27 protein-coding genes are annotated in these 24,934 nt (G+C 60.5%); 10 read left to right on the top strand and 17 right to left on the bottom strand.

The features are described from left to right. Nucleotides 1-120: 120 nt before the first annotated feature. From gltA to ACN9MZ_RS21930, 7 genes are all read right to left on the bottom strand, one after another. The gene (gltA, locus tag ACN9MZ_RS21900; protein WP_426339009.1) at nt 121-1,425 is read right to left on the bottom strand and encodes a citrate synthase; all 1,305 of its coding nucleotides are present in this window, start codon (nt 1,423-1,425) and stop codon (nt 121-123) included. A gap of 46 nt (nt 1,426-1,471) precedes the next feature. After that, complete coding sequence (locus ACN9MZ_RS21905; protein WP_057259569.1) at nt 1,472-1,753, bottom strand: succinate dehydrogenase assembly factor 2; 282 nt, start codon at nt 1,751-1,753, stop codon at nt 1,472-1,474. Between the two features lie 7 nt (nt 1,754-1,760). Beyond that, nucleotides 1,761-2,471 (bottom strand): succinate dehydrogenase iron-sulfur subunit, encoded by a 711-nt coding sequence (locus ACN9MZ_RS21910; RefSeq protein ID WP_090438782.1) that lies wholly within the window; start codon nt 2,469-2,471, stop codon nt 1,761-1,763. 16 nt (nt 2,472-2,487) lie between these two features. Next, the gene (gene sdhA, locus ACN9MZ_RS21915) at nt 2,488-4,266 is read right to left on the bottom strand and encodes a succinate dehydrogenase flavoprotein subunit (RefSeq protein WP_170298793.1); all 1,779 of its coding nucleotides are present in this window, start codon (nt 4,264-4,266) and stop codon (nt 2,488-2,490) included. Nucleotides 4,267-4,269: 3 nt separating this feature from the next. Further along, nucleotides 4,270-4,635 (bottom strand): succinate dehydrogenase, hydrophobic membrane anchor protein, encoded by a 366-nt coding sequence (gene sdhD, locus ACN9MZ_RS21920; RefSeq protein WP_426339010.1) that lies wholly within the window; start codon nt 4,633-4,635, stop codon nt 4,270-4,272. Continuing rightward, nucleotides 4,636-5,046 carry a succinate dehydrogenase, cytochrome b556 subunit gene (gene sdhC / locus ACN9MZ_RS21925; RefSeq protein WP_426342941.1) on the bottom strand — a complete coding sequence of 137 codons (411 nt, stop codon included), beginning with the start codon at nt 5,044-5,046 and terminating at the stop codon, nt 4,636-4,638. Nucleotides 5,047-5,186: 140 nt separating this feature from the next. Beyond that, a complete protein-coding gene (locus tag ACN9MZ_RS21930) occupies nt 5,187-5,963 on the bottom strand; it encodes a GntR family transcriptional regulator (protein ID WP_426339011.1) in 777 nt (258 codons plus the stop codon). 174 nt (nt 5,964-6,137) lie between these two features. Here ACN9MZ_RS21930 and ACN9MZ_RS21935 point away from each other — a divergent pair, with 174 nt between their 5' ends. From ACN9MZ_RS21935 to ACN9MZ_RS21955, 5 genes are all read left to right on the top strand, one after another. Then, nucleotides 6,138-7,127: a malate dehydrogenase gene (locus ACN9MZ_RS21935; RefSeq protein WP_426339012.1), complete on the top strand. Its 990-nt coding sequence runs from the start codon at nt 6,138-6,140 to the stop codon at nt 7,125-7,127. Nucleotides 7,128-7,220: 93 nt separating this feature from the next. Continuing rightward, complete coding sequence (locus tag ACN9MZ_RS21940; protein WP_426339013.1) at nt 7,221-8,222, top strand: HpcH/HpaI aldolase/citrate lyase family protein; 1,002 nt, start codon at nt 7,221-7,223, stop codon at nt 8,220-8,222. After that, complete coding sequence (locus ACN9MZ_RS21945) at nt 8,222-8,626, top strand: hypothetical protein (protein ID WP_426339014.1); 405 nt, start codon at nt 8,222-8,224, stop codon at nt 8,624-8,626. Before ACN9MZ_RS21940 ends, ACN9MZ_RS21945 begins: the two co-directional genes overlap by 1 nt. Nucleotides 8,627-8,642: 16 nt before the next feature. After that, nucleotides 8,643-11,351, top strand: a complete 2,709-nt coding sequence (gene acnA, locus ACN9MZ_RS21950; RefSeq protein ID WP_426339015.1) for an aconitate hydratase AcnA — start codon at nt 8,643-8,645, stop codon at nt 11,349-11,351. A gap of 180 nt (nt 11,352-11,531) precedes the next feature. Then, nucleotides 11,532-12,797 carry a DUF2863 family protein gene (locus tag ACN9MZ_RS21955; protein ID WP_426339016.1) on the top strand — a complete coding sequence of 422 codons (1,266 nt, stop codon included), beginning with the start codon at nt 11,532-11,534 and terminating at the stop codon, nt 12,795-12,797. Nucleotides 12,798-12,812: 15 nt separating this feature from the next. On the opposite strand, the gene ACN9MZ_RS21960 is transcribed toward ACN9MZ_RS21955, so the two are convergent. From ACN9MZ_RS21960 to ACN9MZ_RS21985, 6 genes are all read right to left on the bottom strand, one after another. Then, nucleotides 12,813-13,085 (bottom strand): hypothetical protein, encoded by a 273-nt coding sequence (locus ACN9MZ_RS21960; protein ID WP_426339017.1) that lies wholly within the window; start codon nt 13,083-13,085, stop codon nt 12,813-12,815. Nucleotides 13,086-13,110: 25 nt separating this feature from the next. Beyond that, nucleotides 13,111-13,578, bottom strand: a complete 468-nt coding sequence (locus ACN9MZ_RS21965) for a CYTH domain-containing protein (RefSeq protein ID WP_426339018.1) — start codon at nt 13,576-13,578, stop codon at nt 13,111-13,113. Between the two features lie 4 nt (nt 13,579-13,582). Further along, the gene (locus ACN9MZ_RS21970) at nt 13,583-14,707 is read right to left on the bottom strand and encodes a M14 family metallopeptidase (RefSeq protein WP_426339019.1); all 1,125 of its coding nucleotides are present in this window, start codon (nt 14,705-14,707) and stop codon (nt 13,583-13,585) included. A 103-nt stretch (nt 14,708-14,810) separates the two neighbouring features. Next, on the bottom strand, nt 14,811-16,274 hold the full coding sequence (locus tag ACN9MZ_RS21975; RefSeq protein ID WP_426339020.1) for a catalase: 1,464 nt from the start codon (nt 16,272-16,274) through the stop codon (nt 14,811-14,813). Between the two features lie 84 nt (nt 16,275-16,358). Continuing rightward, nucleotides 16,359-17,420, bottom strand: a complete 1,062-nt coding sequence (locus ACN9MZ_RS21980; protein WP_426342942.1) for a patatin-like phospholipase family protein — start codon at nt 17,418-17,420, stop codon at nt 16,359-16,361. An 8-nt stretch (nt 17,421-17,428) separates the two neighbouring features. Then, on the bottom strand, nt 17,429-18,175 hold the full coding sequence (locus ACN9MZ_RS21985) for a transporter (RefSeq protein ID WP_426339021.1): 747 nt from the start codon (nt 18,173-18,175) through the stop codon (nt 17,429-17,431). 62 nt (nt 18,176-18,237) lie between these two features. Between ACN9MZ_RS21985 and ACN9MZ_RS21990 the strand changes: the two genes are divergently transcribed. Then, the gene (locus ACN9MZ_RS21990) at nt 18,238-18,591 is read left to right on the top strand and encodes a VOC family protein (protein WP_426339022.1); all 354 of its coding nucleotides are present in this window, start codon (nt 18,238-18,240) and stop codon (nt 18,589-18,591) included. On the opposite strand, the gene ACN9MZ_RS21995 is transcribed toward ACN9MZ_RS21990, so the two are convergent. The 4 genes from ACN9MZ_RS21995 to ACN9MZ_RS22010 form a co-directional block, all read right to left on the bottom strand. Continuing rightward, nucleotides 18,588-19,328 carry a metallophosphoesterase family protein gene (locus ACN9MZ_RS21995; protein WP_426339023.1) on the bottom strand — a complete coding sequence of 247 codons (741 nt, stop codon included), beginning with the start codon at nt 19,326-19,328 and terminating at the stop codon, nt 18,588-18,590. The two genes, ACN9MZ_RS21990 and ACN9MZ_RS21995, sit on opposite strands and share 4 nt — an antisense overlap. An 11-nt stretch (nt 19,329-19,339) precedes the next feature. Beyond that, a complete protein-coding gene (locus ACN9MZ_RS22000) occupies nt 19,340-21,583 on the bottom strand; it encodes a LamG-like jellyroll fold domain-containing protein (RefSeq protein WP_426339024.1) in 2,244 nt (747 codons plus the stop codon). A gap of 129 nt (nt 21,584-21,712) precedes the next feature. Next, nucleotides 21,713-21,925, bottom strand: a complete 213-nt coding sequence (locus ACN9MZ_RS22005) for a hypothetical protein (protein WP_426339025.1) — start codon at nt 21,923-21,925, stop codon at nt 21,713-21,715. Nucleotides 21,926-22,011: 86 nt separating this feature from the next. Further along, nucleotides 22,012-22,416 carry a VOC family protein gene (locus tag ACN9MZ_RS22010; RefSeq protein ID WP_426339026.1) on the bottom strand — a complete coding sequence of 135 codons (405 nt, stop codon included), beginning with the start codon at nt 22,414-22,416 and terminating at the stop codon, nt 22,012-22,014. Nucleotides 22,417-22,691: 275 nt separating this feature from the next. On the opposite strand from ACN9MZ_RS22010, the gene ACN9MZ_RS22015 reads away from it, so the two are divergent. From ACN9MZ_RS22015 to ACN9MZ_RS22030, 4 genes are all read left to right on the top strand, one after another. Next, complete coding sequence (locus tag ACN9MZ_RS22015) at nt 22,692-22,925, top strand: hypothetical protein (protein ID WP_426339027.1); 234 nt, start codon at nt 22,692-22,694, stop codon at nt 22,923-22,925. 50 nt (nt 22,926-22,975) lie between these two features. Then, complete coding sequence (locus ACN9MZ_RS22020) at nt 22,976-23,158, top strand: hypothetical protein (RefSeq protein WP_426339028.1); 183 nt, start codon at nt 22,976-22,978, stop codon at nt 23,156-23,158. Between the two features lie 168 nt (nt 23,159-23,326). Further along, nucleotides 23,327-24,685: a PAAR domain-containing protein gene (locus ACN9MZ_RS22025; RefSeq protein WP_426339029.1), complete on the top strand. Its 1,359-nt coding sequence runs from the start codon at nt 23,327-23,329 to the stop codon at nt 24,683-24,685. Next, the gene (locus ACN9MZ_RS22030) at nt 24,682-24,906 is read left to right on the top strand and encodes a hypothetical protein (RefSeq protein ID WP_426339030.1); all 225 of its coding nucleotides are present in this window, start codon (nt 24,682-24,684) and stop codon (nt 24,904-24,906) included. Before ACN9MZ_RS22025 ends, ACN9MZ_RS22030 begins: the two co-directional genes overlap by 4 nt. The last annotated feature ends 28 nt before the right edge of the window (nt 24,907-24,934 follow it).

Raw genomic sequence — 24,934 nt, forward strand, 5'->3', positions numbered from 1 at the left:
AAAACCAAACAAGCAATATTTTCGATAGTATTATTGAAATCTTTCGACTTGACAACATTATGTCTTCAGCGGGAATAAAAAAAGCGAGCCGAAGCTCGCTTTTTCTTGCATCTGCAAGGATTATTTGCGGTCTTTCAGCGGAGGCACGTCGCGCACTGCCGAGCCGACGAACAGCTGGCGTGGGCGGCCGATCTTCTGTTCTGGGTCGGCGATCATCTCGTTCCACTGGGCGATCCAGCCGATGGTACGAGCCATGGCGAAGATACCGGTGAACAGGGACACTGGGATGCCCAGGGCCGACTGCACGATGCCGGAGTAGAAGTCGACGTTCGGGTACAGCTTGCGCGACACGAAGTACTCGTCGTTCAGCGCAATCTTTTCCAGTTCCATGGCCAGCTTGAACAGTGGGTCGTCCTGCAGGCCCAGTTCGTTCAGCACTTCGTGGCAGGTTTCGCGCATCAGCTTCGCACGTGGGTCGAAGTTCTTGTACACGCGGTGACCGAAGCCCATCAGCTTGACGCCGGAGTTCTTGTCTTTTACCTGGGCGATGAACGCCGGGATATTGTCGACGGTGCCGATTTCCTTCAGCATGTTCAGTGCAGCTTCGTTAGCGCCGCCGTGGGCAGGGCCCCACAGGCAGGCGATACCGGCAGCGATACAGGCGAACGGGTTGGCGCCAGACGAACCGGCCAGTCGGACGGTCGAGGTCGAAGCGTTCTGCTCGTGATCTGCGTGCAGGATCAGGATGCGGTCCAGGGCGCGCACCAGCACTTCGTTGACCTTGTACTCTTCGCATGGATTGCCGAACATCATGCGCATGAAGTTGGCGGAGTACGACAGGTCGTTGCGTGGGTACACGAACGGCTGGCCGATCGAGTACTTGTATGCCATGGCGACCAGGGTCGGCAGCTTGGCGATCAGGCGGATAGCCGAGATTTCACGCTGCTTGGCATCGTTGATGTCCAGCGAGTCGTGGTAGAACGATGCCAGCGCGCCGACGGTACCAACCAGTACCGACATCGGGTGCGCATCGCGGCGGAAGCCGCGGAAGAAGAATTGCATCTGCTCGTGCACCATGGTGTGCTTGGTCACGGTGTCGACGAACTGCTTCTTCTGCACTGCGTTCGGCAGGTCGCCGTTCAGCAGCAGGTAGCACGATTCCATGAAGTCGGCGTTGACGGCCAGTTGCTCGATCGGGTAGCCGCGGTACTGCAGCTCGCCCTTGTCACCGTCGATGTAGGTGATCGAGGAATTGCACGACGCGGTCGACATGAAGCCTGGGTCGTAGGTGAATTTGCCGGTGGCGCCGTACAGCTTGCGGATGTCGATGACGTCCGGGCCCACGGTGCCCTTGTAGATCGGCATTTCTACCGATGGGCTGCCGTCGGAGAACGATAGCGTTGCTTTGGTATCAGAGATGTTCATGGACTCTTCCTTTAGGAGAGATGCAGCAAATAAAAAAACTTTTAACTCAGGCTTGGCGCAGGCGTGCCAGTAACGCATGTACATGCGGCAGGTCTATTTCGCCTTCCGGCTCCTTACGGGCCAAGACCAGATCCATCAGTGCATTGTCCGACAAATCGAGGAGCCGCGTGAACGCGTCCACTTCTTCGTCGGTCAATTCAGCCTCGTGCGCATCAAGGAAACGAGTCAGGATAATGTCGTTTTCCAACAGACCCCGTCGTGCGCGCCAGCGTAGGCGCGCACGGTTGGTCGGATCGGCCTGGTGCGCTCGTTTTTCGAGTTCCGCCATTTTTTAATTAAATCGCGCGGCGAACCATCAGTTCCTTGATCTTGCCGATTGCCTTGTTCGGATTCAGGCCTTTCGGGCACACATCGACGCAGTTCATGATCGAGTGGCAGCGGAACAGACGATATGGGTCTTCCAGGTTATCCAGGCGCTGGCCGGTGGCTTCGTCGCGCGAGTCGGCGATGAAGCGGTAGGCTTGCAGCAGGCCGGCTGGGCCGACGAACTTGTCCGGGTTCCACCAGAACGATGGGCAGGAAGTCGAGCAGCAGGCGCACAGGATGCACTCGTACAGGCCGTCCAGTTCTTCGCGTTCCGCAGGCGACTGCAGGCGCTCTTTCTCCGGAGGGATCGAGTCGTTGATCAGGAACGGCTTGATCGAGTGGTATTGCTTGAAGAACTGGGTCATGTCGACGATCAGGTCGCGCACCACCGGCAGGCCTGGCAGCGGGCGCAGCACGATAGGCTCGCTCAGCTCGTTCAGGTTGGTGGTGCAGGCCAGGCCGTTCTTGCCGTTGATGTTCATCGCGTCGGAACCGCACACGCCTTCGCGGCAGGAGCGGCGCAGCGACAGCGAGTCGTCAACGTCGGACTTGATGCGCTGCAGTGCGTCCAGCAGCATCTTGTCGGTGTCTTTCAGCTCGACCGTCAGGTCTTGCATGTACGGCTTGGCGTCCTTGTCCGGATCGTAACGGTAAATCTTGAATTTGAGAGTGCGTGCCATGTTGTGAGGCCCTTGCTTAGAAAGTACGTGCTTTTGGCTTGAAGGTTTCGACCGTCAGCGGCTTGGTGACGACTGCCTTGTATTCCAGGCGGTTGCCTTCGGAGAACCACAGGGTGTGCTTCATCCAGTTTTCGTCGTCGCGCTTCGGATGGTCGTCCTGTGCGTGTGCACCGCGCGATTCCTTGCGCGCGTTGGCCGACACGATGGTCGCTTTTGCGGTTTCGATCAGGTTGTCCAGTTCCAGCGCTTCCACGCGGGCGGTATTGAACACCTTGGACTTGTCCTTGTACGAAACGTGCTTGCGGCGCTCGTCCAGCTTCAGGATTTCTTCTACGCCCTTGGCCAGCATTTCGTCGGTACGGAACACGCCGCAGTACTTCTGCATGGTGGCGCGGATGTCGTTGGCGACGTCCTGCACACGCTCGCCACCGGTGGAGGTTTCCAGGTGGTTCAGGCGGTTCATTGCGAAGTCGGAGGCATCCTTCGGCAGCGGCTTGTTTTCCTTCTGCTTCAGGTTCTGTGCCACAACGTGGTTGCCGGCTGCGCGGCCGAACACCACCAGGTCCAGCAGGGAGTTGGTGCCCAGGCGGTTTGCGCCGTGCACGGAGACGCAGGCGCATTCGCCGATCGCGTACAGGCCGTTCACGACTTTCTGGCTGCCGTCGCCGTTAGGCACGACCACCTGGCCGTGGATATTGGTCGGGATACCGCCCATCTGGTAGTGGATGGTCGGCACGACAGGGATTGGTTCCTTGGTCGCGTCGACGTTGGCAAACTTGTGGCCGATTTCCAGGATGGATGGCAGTCGCTTCTGGATGGTCTCGGAGCCGATGTGGCGCAGGTCCAGCAGGACGTGGTCTTTGTTCGGACCGCAGCCGCGGCCTTCCTTGATTTCCTGGTCCATCGAGCGGGACACGAAGTCGCGTGGCGCCAGGTCTTTCAGGGTCGGCGCGTAGCGCTCCATGAAGCGTTCGCCGTTCGAGTTGATCAGGATGCCGCCTTCGCCGCGCACGCCTTCGGTGATCAGCACGCCCGCGCCGGACACGCCGGTCGGGTGGAACTGCCAGAACTCCATATCCTGCAGCGGCAGGCCCGCACGTGCCGCCATGCCCATGCCGTCACCGGTGTTGATGAAGGCGTTGGTCGACGCTGCGAAGATACGGCCTGCACCGCCGGTTGCGAAGATGGTGGTCTTGGCTTCCAGGATCATGCATTCGCCGGTTTCCATTTCCAGGGCCACCACGCCAACGACGTCGCCGTCGGCATCGCGTACCAGGTCCAGGGCCATCCACTCAACGAAGAAGTGGGTGCGGGCGCGCACGTTGCGCTGGTACAGGGTGTGCAGCAGTGCGTGGCCGGTGCGGTCAGCTGCGGCGCAAGCGCGCTGCACTGGCTTCTCGCCCAGGTTCGCGGTATGGCCGCCGAACGGACGCTGGTAAATGGTGCCGTCCGGGTTGCGGTCGAAAGGCATGCCGAAGTGTTCCAGCTCGTAGACGACTTTCGGTGCTTCGCGGCACATGAATTCGATTGCATCCTGGTCGCCGAGGTAGTCGCCACCTTTGACGGTGTCGAACATATGCCAGTACCAGTTGTCTTCCGACATATTGCCCAGCGAGGCGCCGATGCCGCCCTGCGCTGCCACGGTGTGGGAGCGGGTCGGGAACACCTTGGACAGCACAGCCACGTTCAGGCCGGCTTCCGCCAGTTGCAGGGAGGCGCGCATGCCGGAACCGCCGGCGCCAACGATCACCGCGTCAAAGCGGCGGGTAGGGATTGCAGATTTGATAGCTGCCACGATTTACACACTCCACAGAATTTGCAGCGACCAGGCGGCGCAGGCGACCAGCCAGCCAATGGTAGCGATTTGCAGGAACAGACGCAGGCCAACCGGCTTGATGTAGTCCATCCAGATGTCACGCACGCCAACCCAGGCGTGGTAGAACAGGGCCAGCAGGGTCACTGCGCTGAACAGCTTGAACCACTGCTTGGCGAACAGCGCCGCCCATCCTTCGTACGACGGAGTCGACGAGGTGAAAATCATGAAGAACAGGACGGCGGTGTACACCACCATCAGCACGGCGGTCACACGCTGGACCAGCCAATCCTTGACGCCGTAGTGGGCGCCGACAACCAGGCGTTTTGGGCCAATGTTATTGTTAGCCATTTAGAACACTCCAAACAATTTCAGTGCGACCAGCGCGGTCACGATGACAGTGATCACAACCACCGCGGTGGCGGACTTGCGCGCGGAATCCTTGTCCAGGCCGACGTGGGTATCCATGATCAGGTGGCGTACGCCGGCGCAGAAGTGCTGGGTATAGCCCCAGACCAGGGCCAGCATGACCAGCTTCGCGATCGGGTGGGAGGCAATGATCATGAAGTTGGCGAAGGTGTACTCGGAGCGCAGCGATTCCTGCAGCAGGTACAGCACGAACGGCAACAGCAGGAACATCAGGGCGCCGCTGATGCGGTGCAGGATGGAGACGATGCCAGCCATCGGCAGTCGGTAATTCATCAGATCCGTAACGTGAATGTTACGGAATTCTGGCCGCTCTTTTTTTGGGGTTTCCCGCACGGCTTCAGTCATATACAACCTCCCTATGCTTTATTACAAAGTGTTTTGCCAAACTTGGCGAAGCTACGATTTTCGCCTATTTTTGCCCTTACAACCAATATGTATTGTTACATATCACCAAAATTTTATTGCAGCGCACCTTAACTGAGGTCATTTTGATAATGATGGCGCTCCGTTAAGTACAAACCGCGGCGCAGTTCGACCGGTTTATCGCCGTAGGTGAAGGAAACGCGCTCGGCGCACAGCAATGGCGTGCCTGCCGCAATTTTCAGCAACTCCGCATCGCCCCCTTCCGCACAGACGGCGCGGATCTTTTCTTCTGCGCGGATCATGCGGGTGCCGAATTCGGATTCGAACAGGCCATACATCGGCCCTTTGTATTCATTCAGGCGTTCCGCCGTCAGGCCTTTGAAGATCAGACCCGGCAGCCACAGTTCTTCCACGATGGTGGGCACGTTGTCGAAACTTTGCACGCGCTTGATGTAGACCACGGCGTCGCCCGACTTCAGGTCGAGCAGGCGCGCCACTTCGGCCGGGGCGCGCAGGCGCTTGACTTCAATAAACCGGGATTCGGGATAATGCGGCACACCTTCGTCCGGCACCAGGCGCAGGAAGCGGAAATGCGCGCGCGCCTCGTGGTGGGTGGAGACAAAGGTCCCCTTGCCCTGGCGGCGCACTACCAGGTTTTCCGCCGCCAGCTCGTCGATCGCTTTGCGCACGGTACCCTGGCTGACCTTGAAGCGGTTGGCCAATTCCACTTCACTGGGGATCATTTCGCCCGGCTTCCATTCGCCGGACTGCAGGCTCTGGGTGATCAGGCCCTTGATCTGCTGGTACAGGGGAGAAAAAGTCGGGGACGGAGCGCCGGCCGCGCCTGGGGCGTCAGAAGTGGTCTGGTTGGGCGTGACGGGATTCATAGCCCGCTATTCCACCACATCCGCCCCCTCGCGTCCAGAAAAATCCTATAACTTATATGTCTTATATAAGACATAAGATAGGATTGACAGCCAGTCGACAGGAGCCTACACTCGCCCGAATTGTCGTATCATTACGAGCTTACACCGTTTTCACGTCCACTTTGGAGATTCACCATGGCTAAAACCCCAATGCGTGTTGCCGTTACCGGCGCCGCCGGCCAGATCGGCTATTCCCTGCTGTTCCGTATCGCCAACGGCGACATGCTGGGCAAAGACCAGCCAGTCATCCTGCAACTGCTGGAAATCCCTGACGAGAAGGCCCAGAAAGCGCTGAAAGGCGTGATGATGGAAATCGACGACTGCGCGTTCCCTCTGCTGGCCGGCATGACCGCCCACTCCGACCCGATGACCGCCTTCAAGGATGCCGACGTGGCCCTGCTGGTTGGCGCCCGTCCTCGCGGTCCAGGCATGGAGCGTAAAGACCTGCTGGAAGCCAACGCACAGATCTTCACCGTGCAAGGCAAGGCGCTGGACGCCGTCGCTTCCCGCAATGTCAAAGTACTGGTGGTCGGCAACCCGGCCAACACCAACGCCTACATCGCCATGAAGTCCGCTCCATCGCTGCCAGCGAAGAACTTCACCGCCATGCTGCGCCTGGACCACAACCGCGCCCTGTCGCAAGTAGCTGCCAAGACCGGCAAGGCTGTCAAGGACATCGAAAAGCTGTGCGTTTGGGGCAACCACTCCCCGACCATGTACGCCGACTACCGCTTCGCGACCGTCGACGGCGCATCGGTCAAGGACATGATCAACGACCAGGAATGGAACGCCAACGTGTTCCTGCCAACCGTGGGCAAGCGCGGCGCAGCGATCATCGAAGCACGCGGCCTGTCTTCCGCAGCTTCCGCCGCCAACGCTGCGATCGACCACGTGCATGACTGGGTGCTGGGCACCAACGGCAAGTGGACCACCATGGGCATCCCTTCCGACGGCTCCTACGGCATCCCTGAAGGCACCATGTTCGGTTTCCCAGTCACCTGCGAAAACGGCGAATACAAGATTGTCCAGGGCCTGGACATCGATGCATTCTCGCAAGAACGCATCAACATCACGCTGAAGGAACTGACCGAAGAGCGTGAAGGCGTGAAGCACCTGCTGCCATAATCGTCTTTGACAGTGGAACCGGTTAATCCACCGATCCGCCGTACCCGCCGCGCTGCCGAGGGCAGCGCGGCTGCTGTTTCATCTAACGTACCAATGCATCCATCCGAGGTTTTATTCCAGGGCACACGCCAGCCGCTGCTGCTCCCTGCCTGCGACCACTACGCCGGCAGTGAAAAGCTGATGCGCAAATCCATGGCCCTGCAACAAGAGCTTGGTCCCCTGTTCGACATCACCTTCGATTGCGAGGACGGCGCCGCCGCCGGCAACGAAGAATCGCACGCCAAGCTGGTCGCCCTGCTGCTGCTGGACGAGGCCAATGAGTTCAACCGCATCGGCGCCCGCGTGCATGACGTCAACAGCCCGTTCTTCGAGCGCGACGTCGAGATCATCTGCACCGAAGCAGGCCACAAGCTGGCCTACATCGTGGTGCCAAAGCCGGAGAGCGTGCAGGAAGTCGAGCGCGCCATCGACCTGGTCAACAAGCATGCCGCCAAGTCCGACCGCACGACGCCGATACCGGTGCACGTGCTGATCGAGACCCACGGCGCCCTGCGCGATGTGCACGATATCGCCGCCCTGCCCCAGGTTGAGTGCCTGTCCTTCGGCATCATGGACTTTGTCTCGGCCCACTATGGCGCCGTGCCTGGCAGCGCCATGCGCACGCCCGGCCAGTTCACCCATCCGCTGGTGGTGCGCGCCAAGCTGGAAATCGCCGCCGCCTGCCACGCGCACGGCAAGGTGCCGTCGCATAACGTGACCACTGAAATCAAGGATTCGGCCGTAGTGGCCACCGATGCCCAGCGCGCTGCCGCGGAATTCGGATTCACCCGCATGTGGAGCATCCACCCAAGCCAGATAAAACCTGTCATAAAAGCATTCACCCCGCGTGCATCCGAAGTCAATGAGGCTGCAACCATCCTGCATGAGGCAGAGAAGGTACAGTGGGGCCCGATTAACCAGCATGGTCGCTTGCATGACCGCGCGAGCTATCGCTATTATTGGACGGTTCTGCAGCGAGCCAAGCTCGCAGGCCTGCCGCTGCCGGACTCCGTTGCCGCCCTAGTCGGGGCGGCCGAATCAAAAGGAGCCCAATAATGTCGTTTATGAAACTGATCACCGCCTGCGCCATGGCACTTGCCATCGCCGCCCCATCCGCACACGCCGCCCCCAAGAAAGCTGCCGCCAAACCTGCCGCCGCCCAAAACGAGCCTGAATCGAGCGTGAGCGGGCGCACGGCCACTAACTACGCCTGCGAACTGGGCAACAAGATCACCATTTACAGCAGCGCCGACGACGGCAACAGCATCGTCATGCGCTGGAAGAACCGCCTGCACCGCCTGACTCGCGAAGCCACCTCCACCGGTGCGCAACGCTTCGAGAACAAGATTGCAGGCCTGATCTGGATCGGCATTCCTGCCAAGGGCATGCTGCTGGATTCCAAGGTGAACCGCCAACTGGCGAACGAATGCAAGACATCTGATCAAGCGCTCGGACTTTAATCAATAAGGAGAGGACATGTCCCGCAACACACTGAATACGCTTAAGGATTTCCCGATCGGGGCAAAGAAGGGTAAGTTCTACTCCCTGCCAGCCCTGGAAAAGGAACTGGGCGCCAAGATTTCCCGCCTGCCGGTATCGATTCGCGTCGTACTGGAATCCGTTCTGCGTAACTGCGACGGTAAGAAAGTGACCGAAGAGCACGTCAAGCAGTTGGCTAACTGGGGCGCTACCGCTGCCCGCACCGACGAAATCCCATTCGTCGTAGCCCGCGTTGTGCTGCAGGACTTCACCGGCGTTCCGCTGCTGGCCGACCTGGCTGCAATGCGTAACGTCGCCTCCAAGATGGGCGTCAACCCGAAGAAGATCGAACCTCTGGTCCCGGTGGACCTGGTGGTTGACCACTCCGTCACCATCGACCACTTCCGCGAGCCAAAGGCCCTGGACCTGAACATGAAGCTGGAATTCTCGCGCAACAACGAGCGCTACCAGTTCATGAAGTGGGGCATGCAAGCCTTCGACACTTTCGGCGTGGTGCCACCAGGCTTCGGTATTGTGCACCAGGTGAACCTGGAATACCTGGCACGCGGCGTACACAATGCATCCGGCGTGTACTACCCTGACTCGCTGGTGGGCACCGACTCCCACACCACCATGATCAACGGTATCGGCGTTGTAGGCTGGGGCGTGGGCGGCATCGAGGCGGAAGCCGGCATGCTTGGCCAGCCAGTGTACTTCCTGACCCCGGACGTGATCGGCGTCAACCTGACTGGCGTGCTGCGCGAAGGCTGCACCGCGACCGACCTGGTGCTGACCATCACCGAAATGCTGCGTAAAGAGAAAGTCGTGGGCAAGTTCGTCGAGTTCTTCGGCGAAGGCACCGAGTCCCTGTCCGTGACCGACCGCGCAACCATCGCCAACATGGCGCCTGAATACGGCGCGACCATGGGCTTCTTCCCGGTTGACGACGCCACCATCGAATACTTCGAAGGCACCGGCCGCACCAAGGACGAAATCGCTGCATTCCAGTCCTACTTCAAGGCACAAGGCATGTACGGCGTGCCGAAGAAAGGCGACATCGACTACACCCGCGAACTGCACCTGGACCTGTCCACCGTTGCACCGTCGCTGGCCGGTCCAAAGCGTCCGCAAGACCGCATCGAAATCGGCAACGTCAAGGCCACCTTCACCGAACTGTTCTCCAAGCCAACCACCGAGAACGGCTTCAACAAGAAGGCCGACGAGCTGACCAAGACCTACACCACCAGCAACGGCGTGAACGTGAAGAACGGCGACGTGCTGATCGCCGCCATCACCTCCTGCACCAACACCTCGAACCCGAGCGTGCTGCTGGCAGCTGGCCTGCTGGCCAAGAAAGCGGTGGAAGCCGGCCTGACCGTTGCTCCGCACATCAAGTCGTCCCTGGCGCCTGGCTCGCGCGTCGTGACCGAATACCTGACCGCTGCCGGCCTGCTGCCATACCTGGAAAAACTGGGCTTCGGAGTGACCGCTTACGGCTGCACCACCTGCATCGGCAACGCCGGCGACCTGACCCCGGAACTGAACGCCACCATCACCGGCAACGACATCGTTGCTGCTGCTGTGCTGTCCGGTAACCGTAACTTTGAAGCGCGTATCCACCCGAACATCCGCTCCAACTTCCTGGCATCTCCACCGCTGGTCGTCGCATACGCGATCGCCGGCAACGTGACCCGCGACCTGATGACCGAACCGGTCGGCCAGGGCAAAGACGGCAAGGACGTGTACCTGGGCGACATCTGGCCGACCTCGAAAGAGATCGCCGCCCTGATGAAGTTCGCGATGAACTCCAAGGTCTTCAAGTCCAACTATGCCGACGTCAAGGGCAACCCAGGCAAGCTGTGGGAAGCCGTGTCCTCGACCGAAGGCCAAGTGTACAACTGGCCTGATTCGACCTACATCGCCGAGCCGCCATTCTTCGACGGCTTCGAGATGAAGCCGAAGGCAGCGGAAGCCGGCATCAAGGGCGCGCGCGCACTGGGCGTGTTCGGTGACTCCATCACCACCGACCACATCTCGCCGGCAGGCTCGATCAAGGAAGACGGCCCGGCAGGCAAATGGCTGAAGGAAAACGGCGTGATGAAGGCCGACTTCAACTCCTACGGCTCGCGCCGCGGCAACCACGAGATCATGATGCGCGGCACCTTCGCCAACGTGCGTATCAAGAACAAGATGATTCCTCCGAAGGCCGACGGTTCCGCGGTTGAAGGCGGCATCACCCTGCACCAGCCATCGGGCGAACAACTGTCGATCTACGACGCAGCAATGCGCTACGTGGAAGAAGGCACCCCGACCATGATCTTCGGCGGCGAAGAATACGGTACCGGCTCATCCCGTGACTGGGCAGCCAAGGGCACCCAGCTGCTGGGCGTGAAGGCTGTGATCTGCCGCTCCTTCGAGCGTATCCACCGCTCCAACCTGGTGGGCATGGGCGTGCTGCCGCTGCAATTCATCGGCAACGACTCCGTTGAATCGCTGGGCATCACCGGCAAGGGCGAGACCTACGACCTGAAGGGCCTGGAAGGCGACATCAAGCCTCAACAGCAAGCCACCCTGGTGATCCACCGCGCCGACGGCTCGTCCAAGGAAGTGCAAGTGCTGCTGCGTATCGACACCCCAATCGAGGTTGACTACTACAAGCACGGCGGCATCCTGCCATTCGTGCTGCGCCAGCTGCTGGCTGCCTAAACAAATGGGGACGTACCCCATTTATTAAGCAACAAAACGCCACCCCGTGTGGCGTTTTTTTATTGCCAAATAAATGGGGTACGTCCCCATTTATTATTGCTGCGCTCATTTACCGCGAAGTCTTGCTGAATCCACTACAATAAGGGTACCAAGGTTTCCTTTTTCACTAAGAAAAGCGCTATGCGTCGCCCATCCAAAGATTCAACCCATAAATTATCTGCCGACAGCCAGCGCCTAATCTCCCTCGCCCAAGCCCTGGGCCAGGCCGCCAGCCGCATTGAAGAGCGTAACTGGGAACGGGTGCTGGATGCCCAACTGCACAAACTGCTGCGCACGGGACACCAGGATACTGTCGACTCGGCACTGAACTCGCTGTTCAGCGTGGACCTGCCTGCCTACGACATCCTGATGGACAGCGTGGAAGCGGTCAGCGAATCCGACACCATCGTGGTGGAAGTCGACGGCGAATCGCGCGAATACGACATCCTGCTGGTCGCCGCTCCGGTGCTGGCCTGGACCCGCTTCTCGATCGCTTCGGGCCAGATCCCGGCCGACATCCTGAACACCCTGTCGGCGCACTTCTCCGCCCACCTGCTGGCCGATGGCACCCATATGGCGATGTCGTCCAGCCTGTATTCGATCGACCAGCTGCCGCGCACCCATGCCGAAGCGTATTCGAAGGTGCATAAACTGGCGCAGGCGGCACTGAAGGGCCAGGCCGTCAAGTCCGATGCCAAGCAAGCCGAAACCGCGCCGTTCCTGGCCGATACCCGTTACCTGATGGTGGCCGTGGTGGCCCCGCATAACGGCCCGATGTTCCGCTGGCAGATGCCTGCGCACCATGCCGCCCAGGCCGAAGCGCGCCGCGATGCGCTGGCCGCATGGACCACGCAAGCCACGCCGACCGTGGCGCGCCTGCTGCCGGGCTGCGGCGTCGAGTTGCTGTTGCCGGAAGCGTATTACACCGGCTGCCGCGAAGCCGACAAGCTGATTCGTCCGGTCTCGATCCGCGCAGCCGTGCATTACCTGACCCATTCGCTGGCTTGCGAGCCATCCGACCTACGCGCCGTGATCGCCGGCTTCGGCGATGAGTCGGCGCCGGATGGCCAGGTCGACGAATACCGCGTCGCCTTCACCCGCCGTTCCGACAGCGATGTGATGTACGGCGTGGTATGGCCGCTGTACGGCCAGGAAGACGAGGAAGGCACGCCGGCCGAAGGCCTGTCCGGCAGCATGGCCGAATTGCTCAAGCCGCGCACCCCGGTCGAGGAAATCGTCGAGCACCTGAATGCCGCTGGCGTATCGCAGGTGAAGAAGCTGGGTGAGAAATACGTCGCGGAATACTGCGATGACTGCGGCGCTCCCCTCTTCGCCGATCCGTCAGGCGAACTGGTCCACGCAGAAATGCCGGAAGACGCCGCCACCGGCACCGAGCACTTCCACTAAAGCAAAAGCCCGCAATTAACGCGGGCTTTTTTCCTGGGGCAGCGCAGCCTGTTGCGGTGCGCATGGCTGGCATTGCATCGTCGCTGCAGGCGACGCTGTCGCTACTGGACGGGCCAACATATTGGCTGCGGCAAGAATCAAGCCGGAAAAGCCGACAACGAAGCCTACTGCCGTCATGAGCATCCAACGCGCGATATCGCCGCGCAACGGCTCCTGGTCGGCCTTGGTAGCCAGTGTCGGAAGGATTGCCTCCACGCGAGCAAAGCGGCAGTTGTAGTTTTCGTCCACGCATCCAGCACACGCCGGACGCGGATCACTTCCAAGTGGAATACGGCTGCTTAATCAGGTTGGAATTGAGGTAGCGCAAATCGTGTGTGACGTCCTCGCCTGCCCAGTCCGGCTTGTCGAACTTGGCGTCCTCTACAGGCAATTCGATCTCGGCGACCACGAGGCCGGCATTTTCGCCAAGGAACTCGTCCACCTCCCACACGAAGCCGCCATAAGGAATGCGGCGGCGGTACTTCTCGATCAGCGGCCGTTCGCACAGCCGGTCCAGCAGTTCAGCGGCGTCGGCGACAGGAACGGGATACTCCCATTCGCCGCGCGCCGCACCGACGTTCTTGCTCTTGATGGTCAAGACCGCCCGCTCTCCCTCGATGCGCACGCGCACGGTGCGTTCGGCATGCGAGGACAAATAACCCTGGCGCAGCAGCACCGGCTCGCCTTGCGTGCGCCAACCATCGCCCGTTACCAGGAACTTGCGTTCGATCTCGACGCCCATCGGCTTACTCGTCCAGCGAAAGGAGAATCGGCTGCAGGATGGCCGCGCCCAGTGCCGCGCTGCGGGCGCCGTTCCAGCCCACGGTCGGAACCGGCAGGTCGGCGTTGTCCTTGAACGGCATTTCCAGCGTCAGCGACAGCACCTTGAAATGGTGGCCGATGTACTTGGAGGCCAGGGTCAGCATGTCTTCCTTGTACTTGGAAGGTGCGTAGCCCACTGCATCCTGGAAGTCCGGCGAAGCATCCTTGTAGCGGTTGATGAAGTTCTTCTGGCGCGCCATCTGCTCCGGCGTGAAATTCTCCAGCATTTCGTTACCGGCCACGAAGTTGTAAGGCAGTGCTTCGTCGCCGTGGATGTCGAAGAACATGTCGACGCCGGTTTCGTGGATCTTTTCTTTCACGCACAGCACTTCAGGCGAGCGCTCCAGAGATGGCGTCATCCATTCGCGGTTGAGGTTGGCGCCGGCTGCGTTGGTACGCAGGTTGCCGCGCACCGAGCCGTCCGGATTCATGTTCGGCACGATGTAGAAGCAGCAGCGTTGCAGCAGCTTGCGCGAGACCGGGTTGGCGTCGTCCAGCAGGGAGTCGATCAGGCCCTCGGTGAACCATTCGGCCATCGATTCACCTGGGTGCTGACGGGCGATGAACCAGATTTTCTTTTCGGCTTCCGGCTCGCCGATGACGACCAGGTTCATATCGCGGCCATCGATGGTGGAGCCGATATCGAGCACGCGCGCGATCGGGTTCTCTGCCACTTCACCCAGCAGGCGCAGGTGGCGTTCCCACGAATATGGCTCGAAGTATGCGTAGTAGACGCTGTCGTTGTGCGGGGTGTGCTTGATGGTCATGACCTGGCCATCAAAGGAAGTCGGGACGCGGAACCAGTTCTCGCCATCGTAGCTGGCGGCAGCGTTGTAGTCTTCGAAGCCTTTGGCGTAGGTGGCGTCGCCGGCGTTCAGGAACTTCATCGTCACCGCTTCGCCACGCGCGCCCTGAAGGCGGAAGTGGAACCATTGGTGGATGTCCGCGGCGTTGTCCTTGCGGAGTTTCAGTTCGATGTTCGCGGCGTTGTCGGCGCGGACTACTTCGATGGCGCCAGAGTCGAAATTCTGGCTGATTTTGATGGTCATTACGGTCCCGTTCAGAGGCTTGGGTTGATCGGAAACGTTATTGTACACATCAAAACCGGTAAGCCTGGGTCAGACCCAATGGTCTGACCCGGATTTACCGGTTTTAGTCGACGTTACGCCCACGCGCCTTCAACGCAGCCCTTACCCCAGCGCCATACGCCGCATCAGCCCTGTCAAAATGGCCAAGCTGCCGCTGGATAATCTCATCGCTCACCTGACTCAACGGCCCCGCAATATTGTCAAACAGGTTCTGCTTCTCTTGGTCAGGCAACAAACGGAACAGGTTACCCGCCTGTGTGTAATCGTCCTCCTTGCCGCGACCATCGTAGCGCCCTGCTCCGCCGCTCAGTGCCAGCACCGGCTCGCCATGTCCCATGCCTTGCGGATTGGTGCCCGCTGCTTCTACCGGCGCATAGTTCTGCTCCGCGCCGCCAAAGCCGGCCGCCATGGCGCCATCGCGCTGCTGGTTATGAAATGGGCAGCGCGGCGCATTCACCGGCAGGTGCTGGTGATTGGTACCCACGCGGTACAACTGCGCGTCATGGTAAGCGAACAGGCGCGCTTGCAGCATCTTGTCCGGCGAATAACCCATGCCCGGCACCACGTTGGCCGGCGACAGTGCCGCCTGCTCCACTTCCGCGTGGTAATTGACCGGATTGCGGTTCAGTTCCAGCACGCCGACGGGAATCAGCGGGAAGTCCGCATGCGGCCACACCTTGGTCAGGTCGAACGGGTTCCAGCCGGTACGCTGTTCCCACGCCGCCAGCTGCTGGTCGCTTGCCACTTGCACCTTCACGTCCCATTGCGGGAAGTCCCCCGAAGCGATGGCGTTGTACAGGTCGCGCTGTGCGTGGTCCGGATCGGTGCCAGCCAGGCGCGTCGCTTCGGCCGCGCTCAGGTTCTTGATGCCCTGCCTGGTCTTGAGGTGCCACTTCACATAAACGCGCTCGCCGGCTGCGTTGACCAGGCTGAAAGTATGGCTGCCGAAACCGTCCATGTGGCGGTAGCCATCAGGCGTGCCGCGATCGCTGAACAGCATGGTGACCTGGTGCAGCGATTCCGGCGTTTTGCTCCAGAAGTCGAACATCATGGTCGGCGATTTCAGGTTGGTGTGCGGGTCGCGCTTCTGGGTATGGATGAAGTCGGGGAATTTGATGCCGTCCTTGATGAAGAACATCGGGGTGTTGTTGCCGACCAGGTCCCAATTGCCTTCCTCGCTGTAGAAACGCACCGCGAAGCCGCGCGGATCGCGCTCGGTATCGGCACTGCCACGCTCGCCGCCAACGGTGGAGAAGCGCACGAAGGTTTCAGTCTGCTTGCCGATGGCCGAGAACAGCTTGGCCTTGGTGTATTTGCTGATGTCGTGGGTGACGGTGAAGGTGCCGTAGGCGCCAGAGCCTTTGGCGTGCACCACGCGCTCGGGGATGCGCTCGCGGTTGAAATGCTGGAGCTTTTCAATCAGGTGGAAGTCCTGCAGCAGGACGGGGCCACGCGGGCCGGCAGTCAGGGAGTTCTGGTTATCGGCGACTGGAATACCGGATGCGGTGGTGATAGGCGGTTGGCTCATTTAGGGGCTCCTTATGTGATCGTGGAATCATTCTAAAGAGACACGAGCAATTAATAAATTTGATTAATACTATGAAATCGATAGTTAAAACCGTTCATGGATGGCAATCCCCTCAAAGATGTCCGCCCCGGCGGCCCACGGCCTGGCCTTGAAAGCCCGCTGCGCATCCGCGTAGCCGGCCTGCCAGCGCTGGTTGATGCCAGCGCTCGAGAAGTCGATGTCCTTGGTGTGATCCTCGCAGTGCAGATGCGGCGCCTTGAGCAGCACGACGTGCATCGAGGTACCGCAGCCCCACAGCGCCAGCTCGCGCGCTTCCGGCGTCGCGCGCACGTCCTCTGGCAGTTTCATCGCCAGTTCGCGGATCACGCGCCGCAGGCGGTGCAGCTTGCGCTGCTGCTCGATATGGCTGGCGCGGCTGGCGTACTGAATTTCCTTGTGCTTCTCCAGCACGTCCAGCACGCTTTGCGGCTCGCTGCCGTCCGGATTCCACACCTGCACCGAGAAGATCACCGAGTCGCGGCGTGGCTCGTCATCGAGCACCGCCTCGATCGGCGTGTTGGAATAGATGCCGCCATCCCAATACGGCTCGCTGCCGATGCGCACCGCCGGAAAGGCGGGCGGAATGGCGCCGGATGCGATCACGTGCGACAACTCCAGCGCCTCCTTGCGCGAATCGAAGTAGCGCATGACACCATTGCGGGCGTTCACCGCTCCTACAGTCAGCCGCGTGTGACGCTCGTTCAGGTAGGCTATGTCGACCAGTCCCTCGAGTGTATTGCGCAGCGCATTGGTGCGGTAAAACGATGCGTTCTCCACGCCTAGCGGGGCGGCCGGATTCCACCACGCGAGCGGATTGGGATCAAAGAAGGCGGGAATGCCATGCGCCAGCGTGAGCGCGTTGGCAAACGCCGGCGGCAGGCTGCCGAATAGATCGTGGCGCTCCATCGCCTCCCAGAAAGCGCGCAGGCGCGGCACGCGCTGTTCGGGTGGATTTCCCGCGATGATAGCGCCGTTCAGGGCTCCGATCGAAGTGCCGATCACCCAGTCCGGCTCCACGCCCGCTTCGTGCATGGCCTGGTAGACGCCAAGCTGGTATGCGCCGAGCGCCCCGCCGCCCTGCAGCACCAGCACCACCTGCCCCGGCATGCCCTTCTTCACAAGCGCACCGACAGGCCGATGGTGAATGCCAGGTCCGGCGTGCGTCGGTTCAGGCCGAGCATGACGCCGGCATCGACATGCAGGTCGCGCGTCAACGAATAGCCGCCGCCGAAGTCGAAGCTGGCGGTGGTCCCTCCGTCGCGAGCGCGGGAAATGCGTGGCGTGGCCACTTCAACGAAAGTGTAGGCGCGTTCGCCCAGGTTTTTTGCAAGCGTTATGCCGAACTGTCCGGTGGAGACATGGCGTCCGAATTCATCACGATCGAGGTAGTAACCGGGCATGACGCCCAGCTCCAGGTCGTGCGGCAGCTCCCATTCGATTGGCACGCGGAAGGACGGCCTCGTGCCATTGCCTTTGAATTCGCGCGAACCGGTCGCGAAGTCCGCTTGCATGATCAGGCCAACCGAAGGCGCGCCGCCCGCTCCCTCGCGCACCTGCCACTTGAAGCTTGCAGCCGCGTCGCCCCAGCCGCGCGCGCGGGCTGGGTCGCTGCGGTCGGTCAGCCGGCCGTCCGACCCCAGGCGCAGCTCCAGGTCGTCCGCCACGCCCACGCGCAGCAGCAACGGAGTGCTGCGCGCCTCCTTCGACTGCAGCAGGCCGGTCTCAAGCTGTATGCGCCCCTTGCCCACCACCTCCGGCGCATCCACGAAATCGGGACGATCAGTGGTTATCCAGCTATCGGCTTCCGCCGCCGCGCAGTACAAAGGCAATGCAAGGGCAGCGTACAGGACGCGTTTCGGCATTTTGCTCTCCAGGGCATTTACGGCTTAGGATAGAAATATGCCACTAATACCGGAGATCAACAATGAAGCTGAACCATATTGATTTGCCCGTCACGGACCTGGAAGCGGCAGCCGGCTATTTCCAGCGCGGTTTTGGCTTTGAACGTATGCCAGCGCCGGCCGCAGGCATGGCGATCCTGCGCGGCGAAGGCGGCTTCGCCCTCATCCTGCAGCAGGCCGGGAGTGCCGTCTATCCGGCCGGGTTTCACATCGGCTTTCTGCAGTCATCCGACGAGGCAGTGCACGCCGCCTACCGGCGCCTGGCCGACGCTGGACTGCCCTTGCCGCCGGCCCCGGCGGAGAGTTACGGTTGCCTCTCCTTCTGGTGCCAGGCTCCCGGCGGCATCCTGGTTGAAGTCAGCCACCGCCCAGGCTAAGCAGGCATGCGCCCCGTGCGCAGGGCAAAGGCCCAATCGGGCCGCCCGTGGCGCGCGGCGACGTCCGCCGCGGCATGCCAATCGTAAGCAACGGCGTACTGTTCGACCGACCACGCGCCGCCAATACGCTCGACAATGGCATAACGCGCATGCGGCGTGCCGTTTTCGGCCTTATGCGGATAAGGCAGGTCATCGTCGTAAGCCTGCAAGCCGACGCTGCCCGGATTGACCACCAGGCGCCCGTCGTCTAGCAGTACGGAGCGCGGCACGTGGGTATGGCCGCACAGGATCAGCGATGCCTGCGCATCGCCACCCCGGCCCAGCACTTCGCTGTAGCTTGCCGCGCGCTGACCGGCTGGATCGACCGTCTCCATCCAGTACACCAGGTCCGAAGCGGGCGTGCCATGCACCATCAGCACATCGTCATGCAAGCGCATGGAGGCCGGCAGCGATGCGATCCACGCACGGTGCGAGGGACCGATGTGATCGTGGGCCCAGCGGTCGGATGCCCCCATGCATGCCGGGTCGTGCTCAAGCACCTGGCGTTCGTGGTTGCCGCGAATGGTCGGCAACTGCAGCGCCATCAGGCGCTCTGCAGTTTCAGCCGGCAGCAAGGGACCGGACAGAATATCGCCCAGGTTGACCGTCTGCTCGACATTGCGCCGCGCGATGTCGGCCAATACGGCATCGAGCGCCCACAAGTTCCCATGGATGTCCGACATCACTGCGATACGCATTGCATACGCTCCTAGCTGGCCAGCGCTGCGACCTCCGCTGCGCTGAGAGCGCCATTATAGATCCGGAAATCGTCAATCTTGCCGTTGAAATAAGGATCAGCGGAATACTGCGAGCGGCCCAGCCAGTTCTGCGTTCCCGACCGCATGCGGAACGGCGCATGGGTCATCTGGTTATTCGTGGCGACCGCGCTGCCATTGACGTACAAGGTGCCGGTAGTACCTGACAAAGTCACCGCAACGTGCACCCATTGTCCGGCCGGCAGCGTTGCCGACGACAGCGACTGGTCGCCCCAGCCGTTGGTCAGGTTGATGGTGAATCGCAGGCCGCCGCCACCGGCTTGCGGCGTCAGGAACATGTATTGCGTCGTGCCGGAGCCGAAATCGAAAATGCGCGTCCAGTTGCGCCCGCCATCCCAGTAGACCCAGGCCGCGATGGAGAAATCGGCCAGGCCATCCATGAGTCCAGCCGGCAGGCTGACGTAGTCGTCGACGCCATCGAGTGCCACGGCATTGGCCTTCTTCCCTGCACTCCATTGCGCGCCGTTCAGCAACGTGGCATGACGTCCATTGCCGCTGGTGTCCTGCGCGGAGGTGCCTTGCGCCTCGTTAAACGCCAACAGCACATGCGGCACTACGGCGGTACTCACCTTCGCTTCGTTCGACGCTGCGCTCGTGCCGGCTGGCGATTGCGCAGTGACCGTATAGTAATAGGTGTTGGGCGCCATGCCGCTGTCGGTATAGGTAAGCAGGCCGGAAATGCCGCTGGAGACCGTGGCGTAAGGCCCGCCGGGAGCCGTTGCGCGCAACACGCTATAACTGGTGGCGCCAGCAGCCCCCCACCAGGACAGCTCGACCTTGCCGCCAACCAGGCGCGCCGTCAGGCCGCTTGGCGCTCCGCCCGCGGCCTTCGCATCACGCGTGAAAGTAAGGGTGCCGACACCAAGCTGGTCGCCGTTGTTGCCGTCGCCCTCGGCGCGCACCCTGGCAGCCATCTGCGCGGTGAACGGTGCTGCCAACCCACGGCGGTTCACGTAATGGTTGTAGATCATTTCCCAAACCGGGCGGATGCTTGGCAGTCCAGCCGGCGAAATGCCCGTGCCGGTGCCCTGGCGATTGATGTAAGTATCGAACGGCATCGAGGTGTAGTACTGAGTGCCGTTTGGATCGGACAAGTTGGACTTGGCCACGTATTCGGCCCCTGCCAGGAAGCGGTTATTGTCGTAGCCGTAGAAATCGTCGCCCTGGTTCCAGGCCATTTCGCAGAACACCCCGGCCAGTCCGATGCCCAATGTGCAGTGGCCCTGGTCGCGCGAACTTTCCTGCCATTGGCCAAGGTAGCCCGGATGGATAAAGGGGACCGCCTGGCTCGACGCGCCATTGCCGCGGCCAGTCCGGTAATACGCGACTGCTTCGTTGTACAGGTCTTCGCGGTCGCACAATACGCCGATGGCCAGGATGGCCGCCAGGTTGCACTGGTCCCAGTTGGCCCAGTAGTTGGTGATTTCCGAGCCATTGTGCCCGGTGAGGAATTGGTGGCTGAGCGGATAAAACACATTCAACATCATGTCCTGGAAGCGCTTCAGGTCTGCTGCGGCCCAGCCTGGGTAAGTCCGCATGATTTCAGCGGCATTGGCGAACTGGAAGCCGTAAATGCCAGCAGCCAGGAAGCGGTCGGCATTGCCGGTAAGGGTGGTCAGCGTGGACGACCAGGCATTCAGGAATTCGACAGCCTTATTGGCGTAGGCAACGTCGCCGGACACTTTCCAGCGCACCGCCAGCTGGTAGGCGCGGGCGATGTCCACATACATTTGGGCGAAATTGCTGTCGGTGCCGCCGCGAATCACGGTTTGCAGCGGACGCGGAGTGTTGTTCAAGTGGGAGCGACCGGTGTTCAGCAGTGCAGTCCAGCCATCGAGCCAGGGTTGGGCCCCCGCCGCCACTTTGGCGCGCATGCGGGCAAAGTCCTCCTCGGTATGCAGCAAGCCGGGGTGAACGAAAGTCCGGCCTGGCGCAGGCTGCACCGGTGGGGCCGTCTCGGCCGGCTGCGTGGGCTGGGTCGATTGCGCTGGCGGAGCCGGCTGGGCAGCCGGTGACGACTGAGCAGGCAGCGCGGCTTCCGCGCCTTGCGAATTGTGCGGCGAGGACCCGCCGGCGTTGCAAGCGCTGAGCGCGAGTGGACCGAGCGCCGCCAGGCTAAGCGAACCGGTGCAAAAAGTCCTGCGGTGAAGGGAGATACCTTTGGTTTGCCTGGTCATAGTTACTTTCGAACGTTGCGGGCAGGATGCCGCGCGCGGTCGTATGATAACTTACCTTAAGGCAACATTTTTGTTAGCACTTGATGAAATTTTGCTTATGCCGAAACTGAAAGTTTGACATTTTTGGAATCAGTTGCCGGCCAAAGCGTCTGCCACCTTATCCATCTGGGACGCCTTGGCAATTGCGTTGGCCGGTTTCCTTTCGTCTTTCTGCGTTTCCTTGGCCTGGGCAGGCGGCGGTACTGGCACCATGGAAGCCAAGCGCACTGTATCCATCGCGTACAGCGACACCCCCAGCCCCACTGTTCCGAACAATAACCAGCGTACCCATGAGGACAACACGATAGCCTCCGGCAAATTTTTCTACTAATGAGTTTAGTGTCGGAATTTGCCGGGATTCTATTCTATTGTCACAAGGGCTGAAGATTTTATTGCTGAGGTTGCTGGGCCATGTAGACCAGTTCCCAGATATGGCCGTCCAAGTCTTCAAAGCCATGGGCGTACATGAAGCCGTAGTCTTTTGGTGCCCGCGGAGTCTTGCCGCCCGCCGCAACTGCCTTGCGCACCAACTCATCGACCTCTTCGCGGCTCTCGCAGGACAGGCAGACCAGCACCTCGGTTGCCTCTTTTGCATTGGCGATCGGCTTCGACGTGAAGGTGCGGAAAAAGTCCTCGACCAAGAGCATCGCGTAGATGCTGCCGTCGTGGATCACCATGCTGGCAGCGTTTTCGTCGGTGAATTGCGGATTGAAGGTGTAACCCAGCGCAGCGAAGAAAGCCTTCGACTTTTCCAGGTTCTTGACGGGCAGGTTGACGAAGATTTGCTTGTTCATTTTTAGCCTCTCGAAAAAGGGATTTACAGGGTGGTTTGTAAACCTACGACGAGGCAGCGCTACGGAATTCGACATCCGAGGAAAAAAATTTTACGCATCCCAACGAAGTATGCTCCTCGCGAATATAGCACCCAGTTTGTGCCGAGAAGTTCGCAGATTGTCACAAACACAAATATTATTAAATAATACAAATATGTGACAAATCGCGTGCTAGATTCACGGTCTCACCTGGAGCGGAGCGCTCTGGGTTTTAATATCCAAAGACAGGAATCAGCATGAATAAAGTAATTTTTGCTGCGGTGTGCGCAATTCTCATGTCCGGTTGCGCTGATATGCCCACGAAGGAAACCGCCGGGACAGGTTTCAAGGAAGAGACTTATACCACGACGGGTTCCCGCATTCCGCGCAAGGTGAGCAGCACCGCACGCGCCGATGCAGTCGTCCTGGATAAGGACGAAGTGGACCGCCAGGTGCAGAGCCAGGGCAACATCAACACCATGGGCCGCTAAGCATCGCAAACAATCCCGCAAGCCGGAAACCTGGCCTGCGGGATTGTCGATTGTTACGTCAGTTCTTCGCCGCCACCCCGCAACGTGGCTGGCGCGCTGCCGCCAGGCGCTTCCGCCACTGGTCCACGCACCGGCACGTCCACGGCGGCTTGGTCGGCACCATCACCCTGACCGGCGTCCTCACCATGCCGGTGATGGCAGTGCTGCCGCATATGCCGCCGGCACCCCGATGATCTAGCCGTAAGCTGCCCTGATGTGCCCTTATCGCCAGCTATATCGCCGGGTCATAGTTGGGCTGCTGCTGTGCATCGGCATGGGAATGACCGCCTTGCTGCTGCAAGATATGCGGAACTCAGACGGCGCCAGCACGACTTTCCCCTCATGTCGCCGCCACAAACGGCTTGAACGCTGCTCAGCCGCGCACCCGAACCGTGCGGCACGATCGATACTTTTTTGATAATGTTGTCAGCTTTTTACAGTTTACCTTGGATATGGCACAAGCCGCTCGTTTGGACGATCCCATTGGGCACAGCCCCACCATGAGCTGGCTGCTGACCGGCTTACTGGCAGGCGCTGCAATTGCCGTGGCGGCAGTCGCCATCGTCGGCACCGGCGGTTTAGCTGCCGCTGCCGTTGTGGGCGGAATGGCCGCCGCAGGAGCTGGCGTGGGCGAGATGATGAGCACAATGAGCTGGGCGCCCAAAGAAGTGGTCGGCAAAATCATGCGCGCAGGCTCCGCCAATGTTTTCACCAACCGGCGACCAGCCGCCCGCGCCCACCTTGACTACGCCAAATGCGAAAAACACACCGATAACGAAGTCATTGCCACCGGCAGCGGAACGGTTTTCATCAACGGCATGCCCGCCGCGCGGGAGTCCGACAAAACCAGCTGCAGCGCCGAAATCACCGAGGGTTCGAAGAACGTCAATATCGGCGGCGAGACGGTGCAGACCGACGAAATGCATGCAGAAGACCTTGTGCCGACCTGGGTGCACATCGGGCTGTTCGTTGTTGGCGCGGGGGCTGCGGTGGTATTGGGCGGGCCATTGCTGGCCGCTGGCGGCCTGGTCGGCGGACTTGCCGGCGGTTTCGGTGGTGATTGGCTGGGCGGGAAAATCTTCGGCGAAGGCTCGGACGGTCAAAAATGGTCGATGCTGGCCGGCAGCGTTTTGGGTGGAATCTTTGGCGCCAAAGGCGCCACCTGGGCAGGAGGCAAATTTACTTCACCAAAAACGCCGCCGAGCTCCGAACTTCTTAACCAGGCGGGCGGCAAGACCAGCGGCGGCAAGTTCCCCAAGAGCGAAGGTCTTGGAACCCACACCACCATGGCGGAGTTGAAGGCAACCGGACACCTGCCTGGCGAACATGGAGTAATCGTCACGGACAAGACCATTCGTTTTGGTGACGTGTACGAACTTGGCACGCTGGGCGGCCGCAAAGTTGAATTTGCACTGGTGAGTGAGCGCATCAACGGCAAACTTGTGAAGACGCTTTATAGCGGCGACGCATGGAGCAGCCCGGTGCCAAAAAATGGACGATTGATCGGCCATGTGCATCCGAACGAGATCGGCACGCAAAAGTGGCCGTCGCCGGCAGACATGAACATGATCAACGGCCGCTATTTCAAAGAGCTCCAGGTCAATCCCGATGCCCGCCCCGTGCCGACCAGGATATTCTGGGGGCCTGGTGATGCGGACAATACAGTGTACTATCCGGGCTTCTACAAAGACCCGGTTCCTAAAGTGGGAAACAAGCGATGAATGAAACCGAATTGAAAGAGCGAGTAACGGAATTTCTTTTTGGTCGCGGCCAGACGCTCGATAGCTACTACATCGAGGTGACACCCTGTTCCGAGATGCTGTGCTACGTGAACGAAGAAGGCCGCGAGTTTGACTTGCCGATCAATGACGAGGAACTGGCGCAGGCGGTTTTGCTGCAGCTACGCGAAATGGGAGTACGTATCGTCAAGTACGGCGCTTAGATTTAAAACGCTCCCTGGCAAATATTCA

Origin of the sequence: Pseudoduganella sp. S-14, from assembly GCF_049913285.1 — a bacterium.
Taxonomy (GTDB): Bacteria; Pseudomonadota; Gammaproteobacteria; order Burkholderiales; family Burkholderiaceae_D; genus Rugamonas.

Excerpts from the sequence above, each read along its gene's own strand:
- ACN9MZ_RS22030 (WP_426339030.1), top strand. The coding sequence starts at position 24,682 with ATGAATGAAACCGAATTGAAAGAGCGAGTAACGGAATTTCTTTTTGGT.
- gltA (WP_426339009.1), bottom strand. The coding sequence starts at position 1,425 with ATGAACATCTCTGATACCAAAGCAACGCTATCGTTCTCCGACGGCAGC.
- ACN9MZ_RS22010 (WP_426339026.1), bottom strand. The coding sequence starts at position 22,416 with ATGAACAAGCAAATCTTCGTCAACCTGCCCGTCAAGAACCTGGAAAAG.
- ACN9MZ_RS22000 (WP_426339024.1), bottom strand. The coding sequence starts at position 21,583 with ATGACCAGGCAAACCAAAGGTATCTCCCTTCACCGCAGGACTTTTTGC.
- ACN9MZ_RS21965 (WP_426339018.1), bottom strand. The coding sequence starts at position 13,578 with ATGGGCGTCGAGATCGAACGCAAGTTCCTGGTAACGGGCGATGGTTGG.
- ACN9MZ_RS21905 (WP_057259569.1), bottom strand. The coding sequence starts at position 1,753 with ATGGCGGAACTCGAAAAACGAGCGCACCAGGCCGATCCGACCAACCGT.
- ACN9MZ_RS21970 (WP_426339019.1), bottom strand. The coding sequence starts at position 14,707 with ATGACCATCAAAATCAGCCAGAATTTCGACTCTGGCGCCATCGAAGTA.
- ACN9MZ_RS21945 (WP_426339014.1), top strand. The coding sequence starts at position 8,222 with ATGTCGTTTATGAAACTGATCACCGCCTGCGCCATGGCACTTGCCATC.
- ACN9MZ_RS21990 (WP_426339022.1), top strand. The coding sequence starts at position 18,238 with ATGAAGCTGAACCATATTGATTTGCCCGTCACGGACCTGGAAGCGGCA.
- ACN9MZ_RS21910 (WP_090438782.1), bottom strand. The coding sequence starts at position 2,471 with ATGGCACGCACTCTCAAATTCAAGATTTACCGTTACGATCCGGACAAG.
- ACN9MZ_RS21980 (WP_426342942.1), bottom strand. The coding sequence starts at position 17,420 with ATGCCGGGGCAGGTGGTGCTGGTGCTGCAGGGCGGCGGGGCGCTCGGC.
- ACN9MZ_RS21935 (WP_426339012.1), top strand. The coding sequence starts at position 6,138 with ATGGCTAAAACCCCAATGCGTGTTGCCGTTACCGGCGCCGCCGGCCAG.
- ACN9MZ_RS21985 (WP_426339021.1), bottom strand. The coding sequence starts at position 18,175 with ATGCCGAAACGCGTCCTGTACGCTGCCCTTGCATTGCCTTTGTACTGC.
- acnA (WP_426339015.1), top strand. The coding sequence starts at position 8,643 with ATGTCCCGCAACACACTGAATACGCTTAAGGATTTCCCGATCGGGGCA.
- ACN9MZ_RS21930 (WP_426339011.1), bottom strand. The coding sequence starts at position 5,963 with ATGAATCCCGTCACGCCCAACCAGACCACTTCTGACGCCCCAGGCGCG.
- ACN9MZ_RS21955 (WP_426339016.1), top strand. The coding sequence starts at position 11,532 with ATGCGTCGCCCATCCAAAGATTCAACCCATAAATTATCTGCCGACAGC.
- ACN9MZ_RS21975 (WP_426339020.1), bottom strand. The coding sequence starts at position 16,274 with ATGAGCCAACCGCCTATCACCACCGCATCCGGTATTCCAGTCGCCGAT.
- ACN9MZ_RS21995 (WP_426339023.1), bottom strand. The coding sequence starts at position 19,328 with ATGCGTATCGCAGTGATGTCGGACATCCATGGGAACTTGTGGGCGCTC.
- ACN9MZ_RS21940 (WP_426339013.1), top strand. The coding sequence starts at position 7,221 with ATGCATCCATCCGAGGTTTTATTCCAGGGCACACGCCAGCCGCTGCTG.
- sdhD (WP_426339010.1), bottom strand. The coding sequence starts at position 4,635 with ATGGCTAACAATAACATTGGCCCAAAACGCCTGGTTGTCGGCGCCCAC.
- ACN9MZ_RS22015 (WP_426339027.1), top strand. The coding sequence starts at position 22,692 with ATGAATAAAGTAATTTTTGCTGCGGTGTGCGCAATTCTCATGTCCGGT.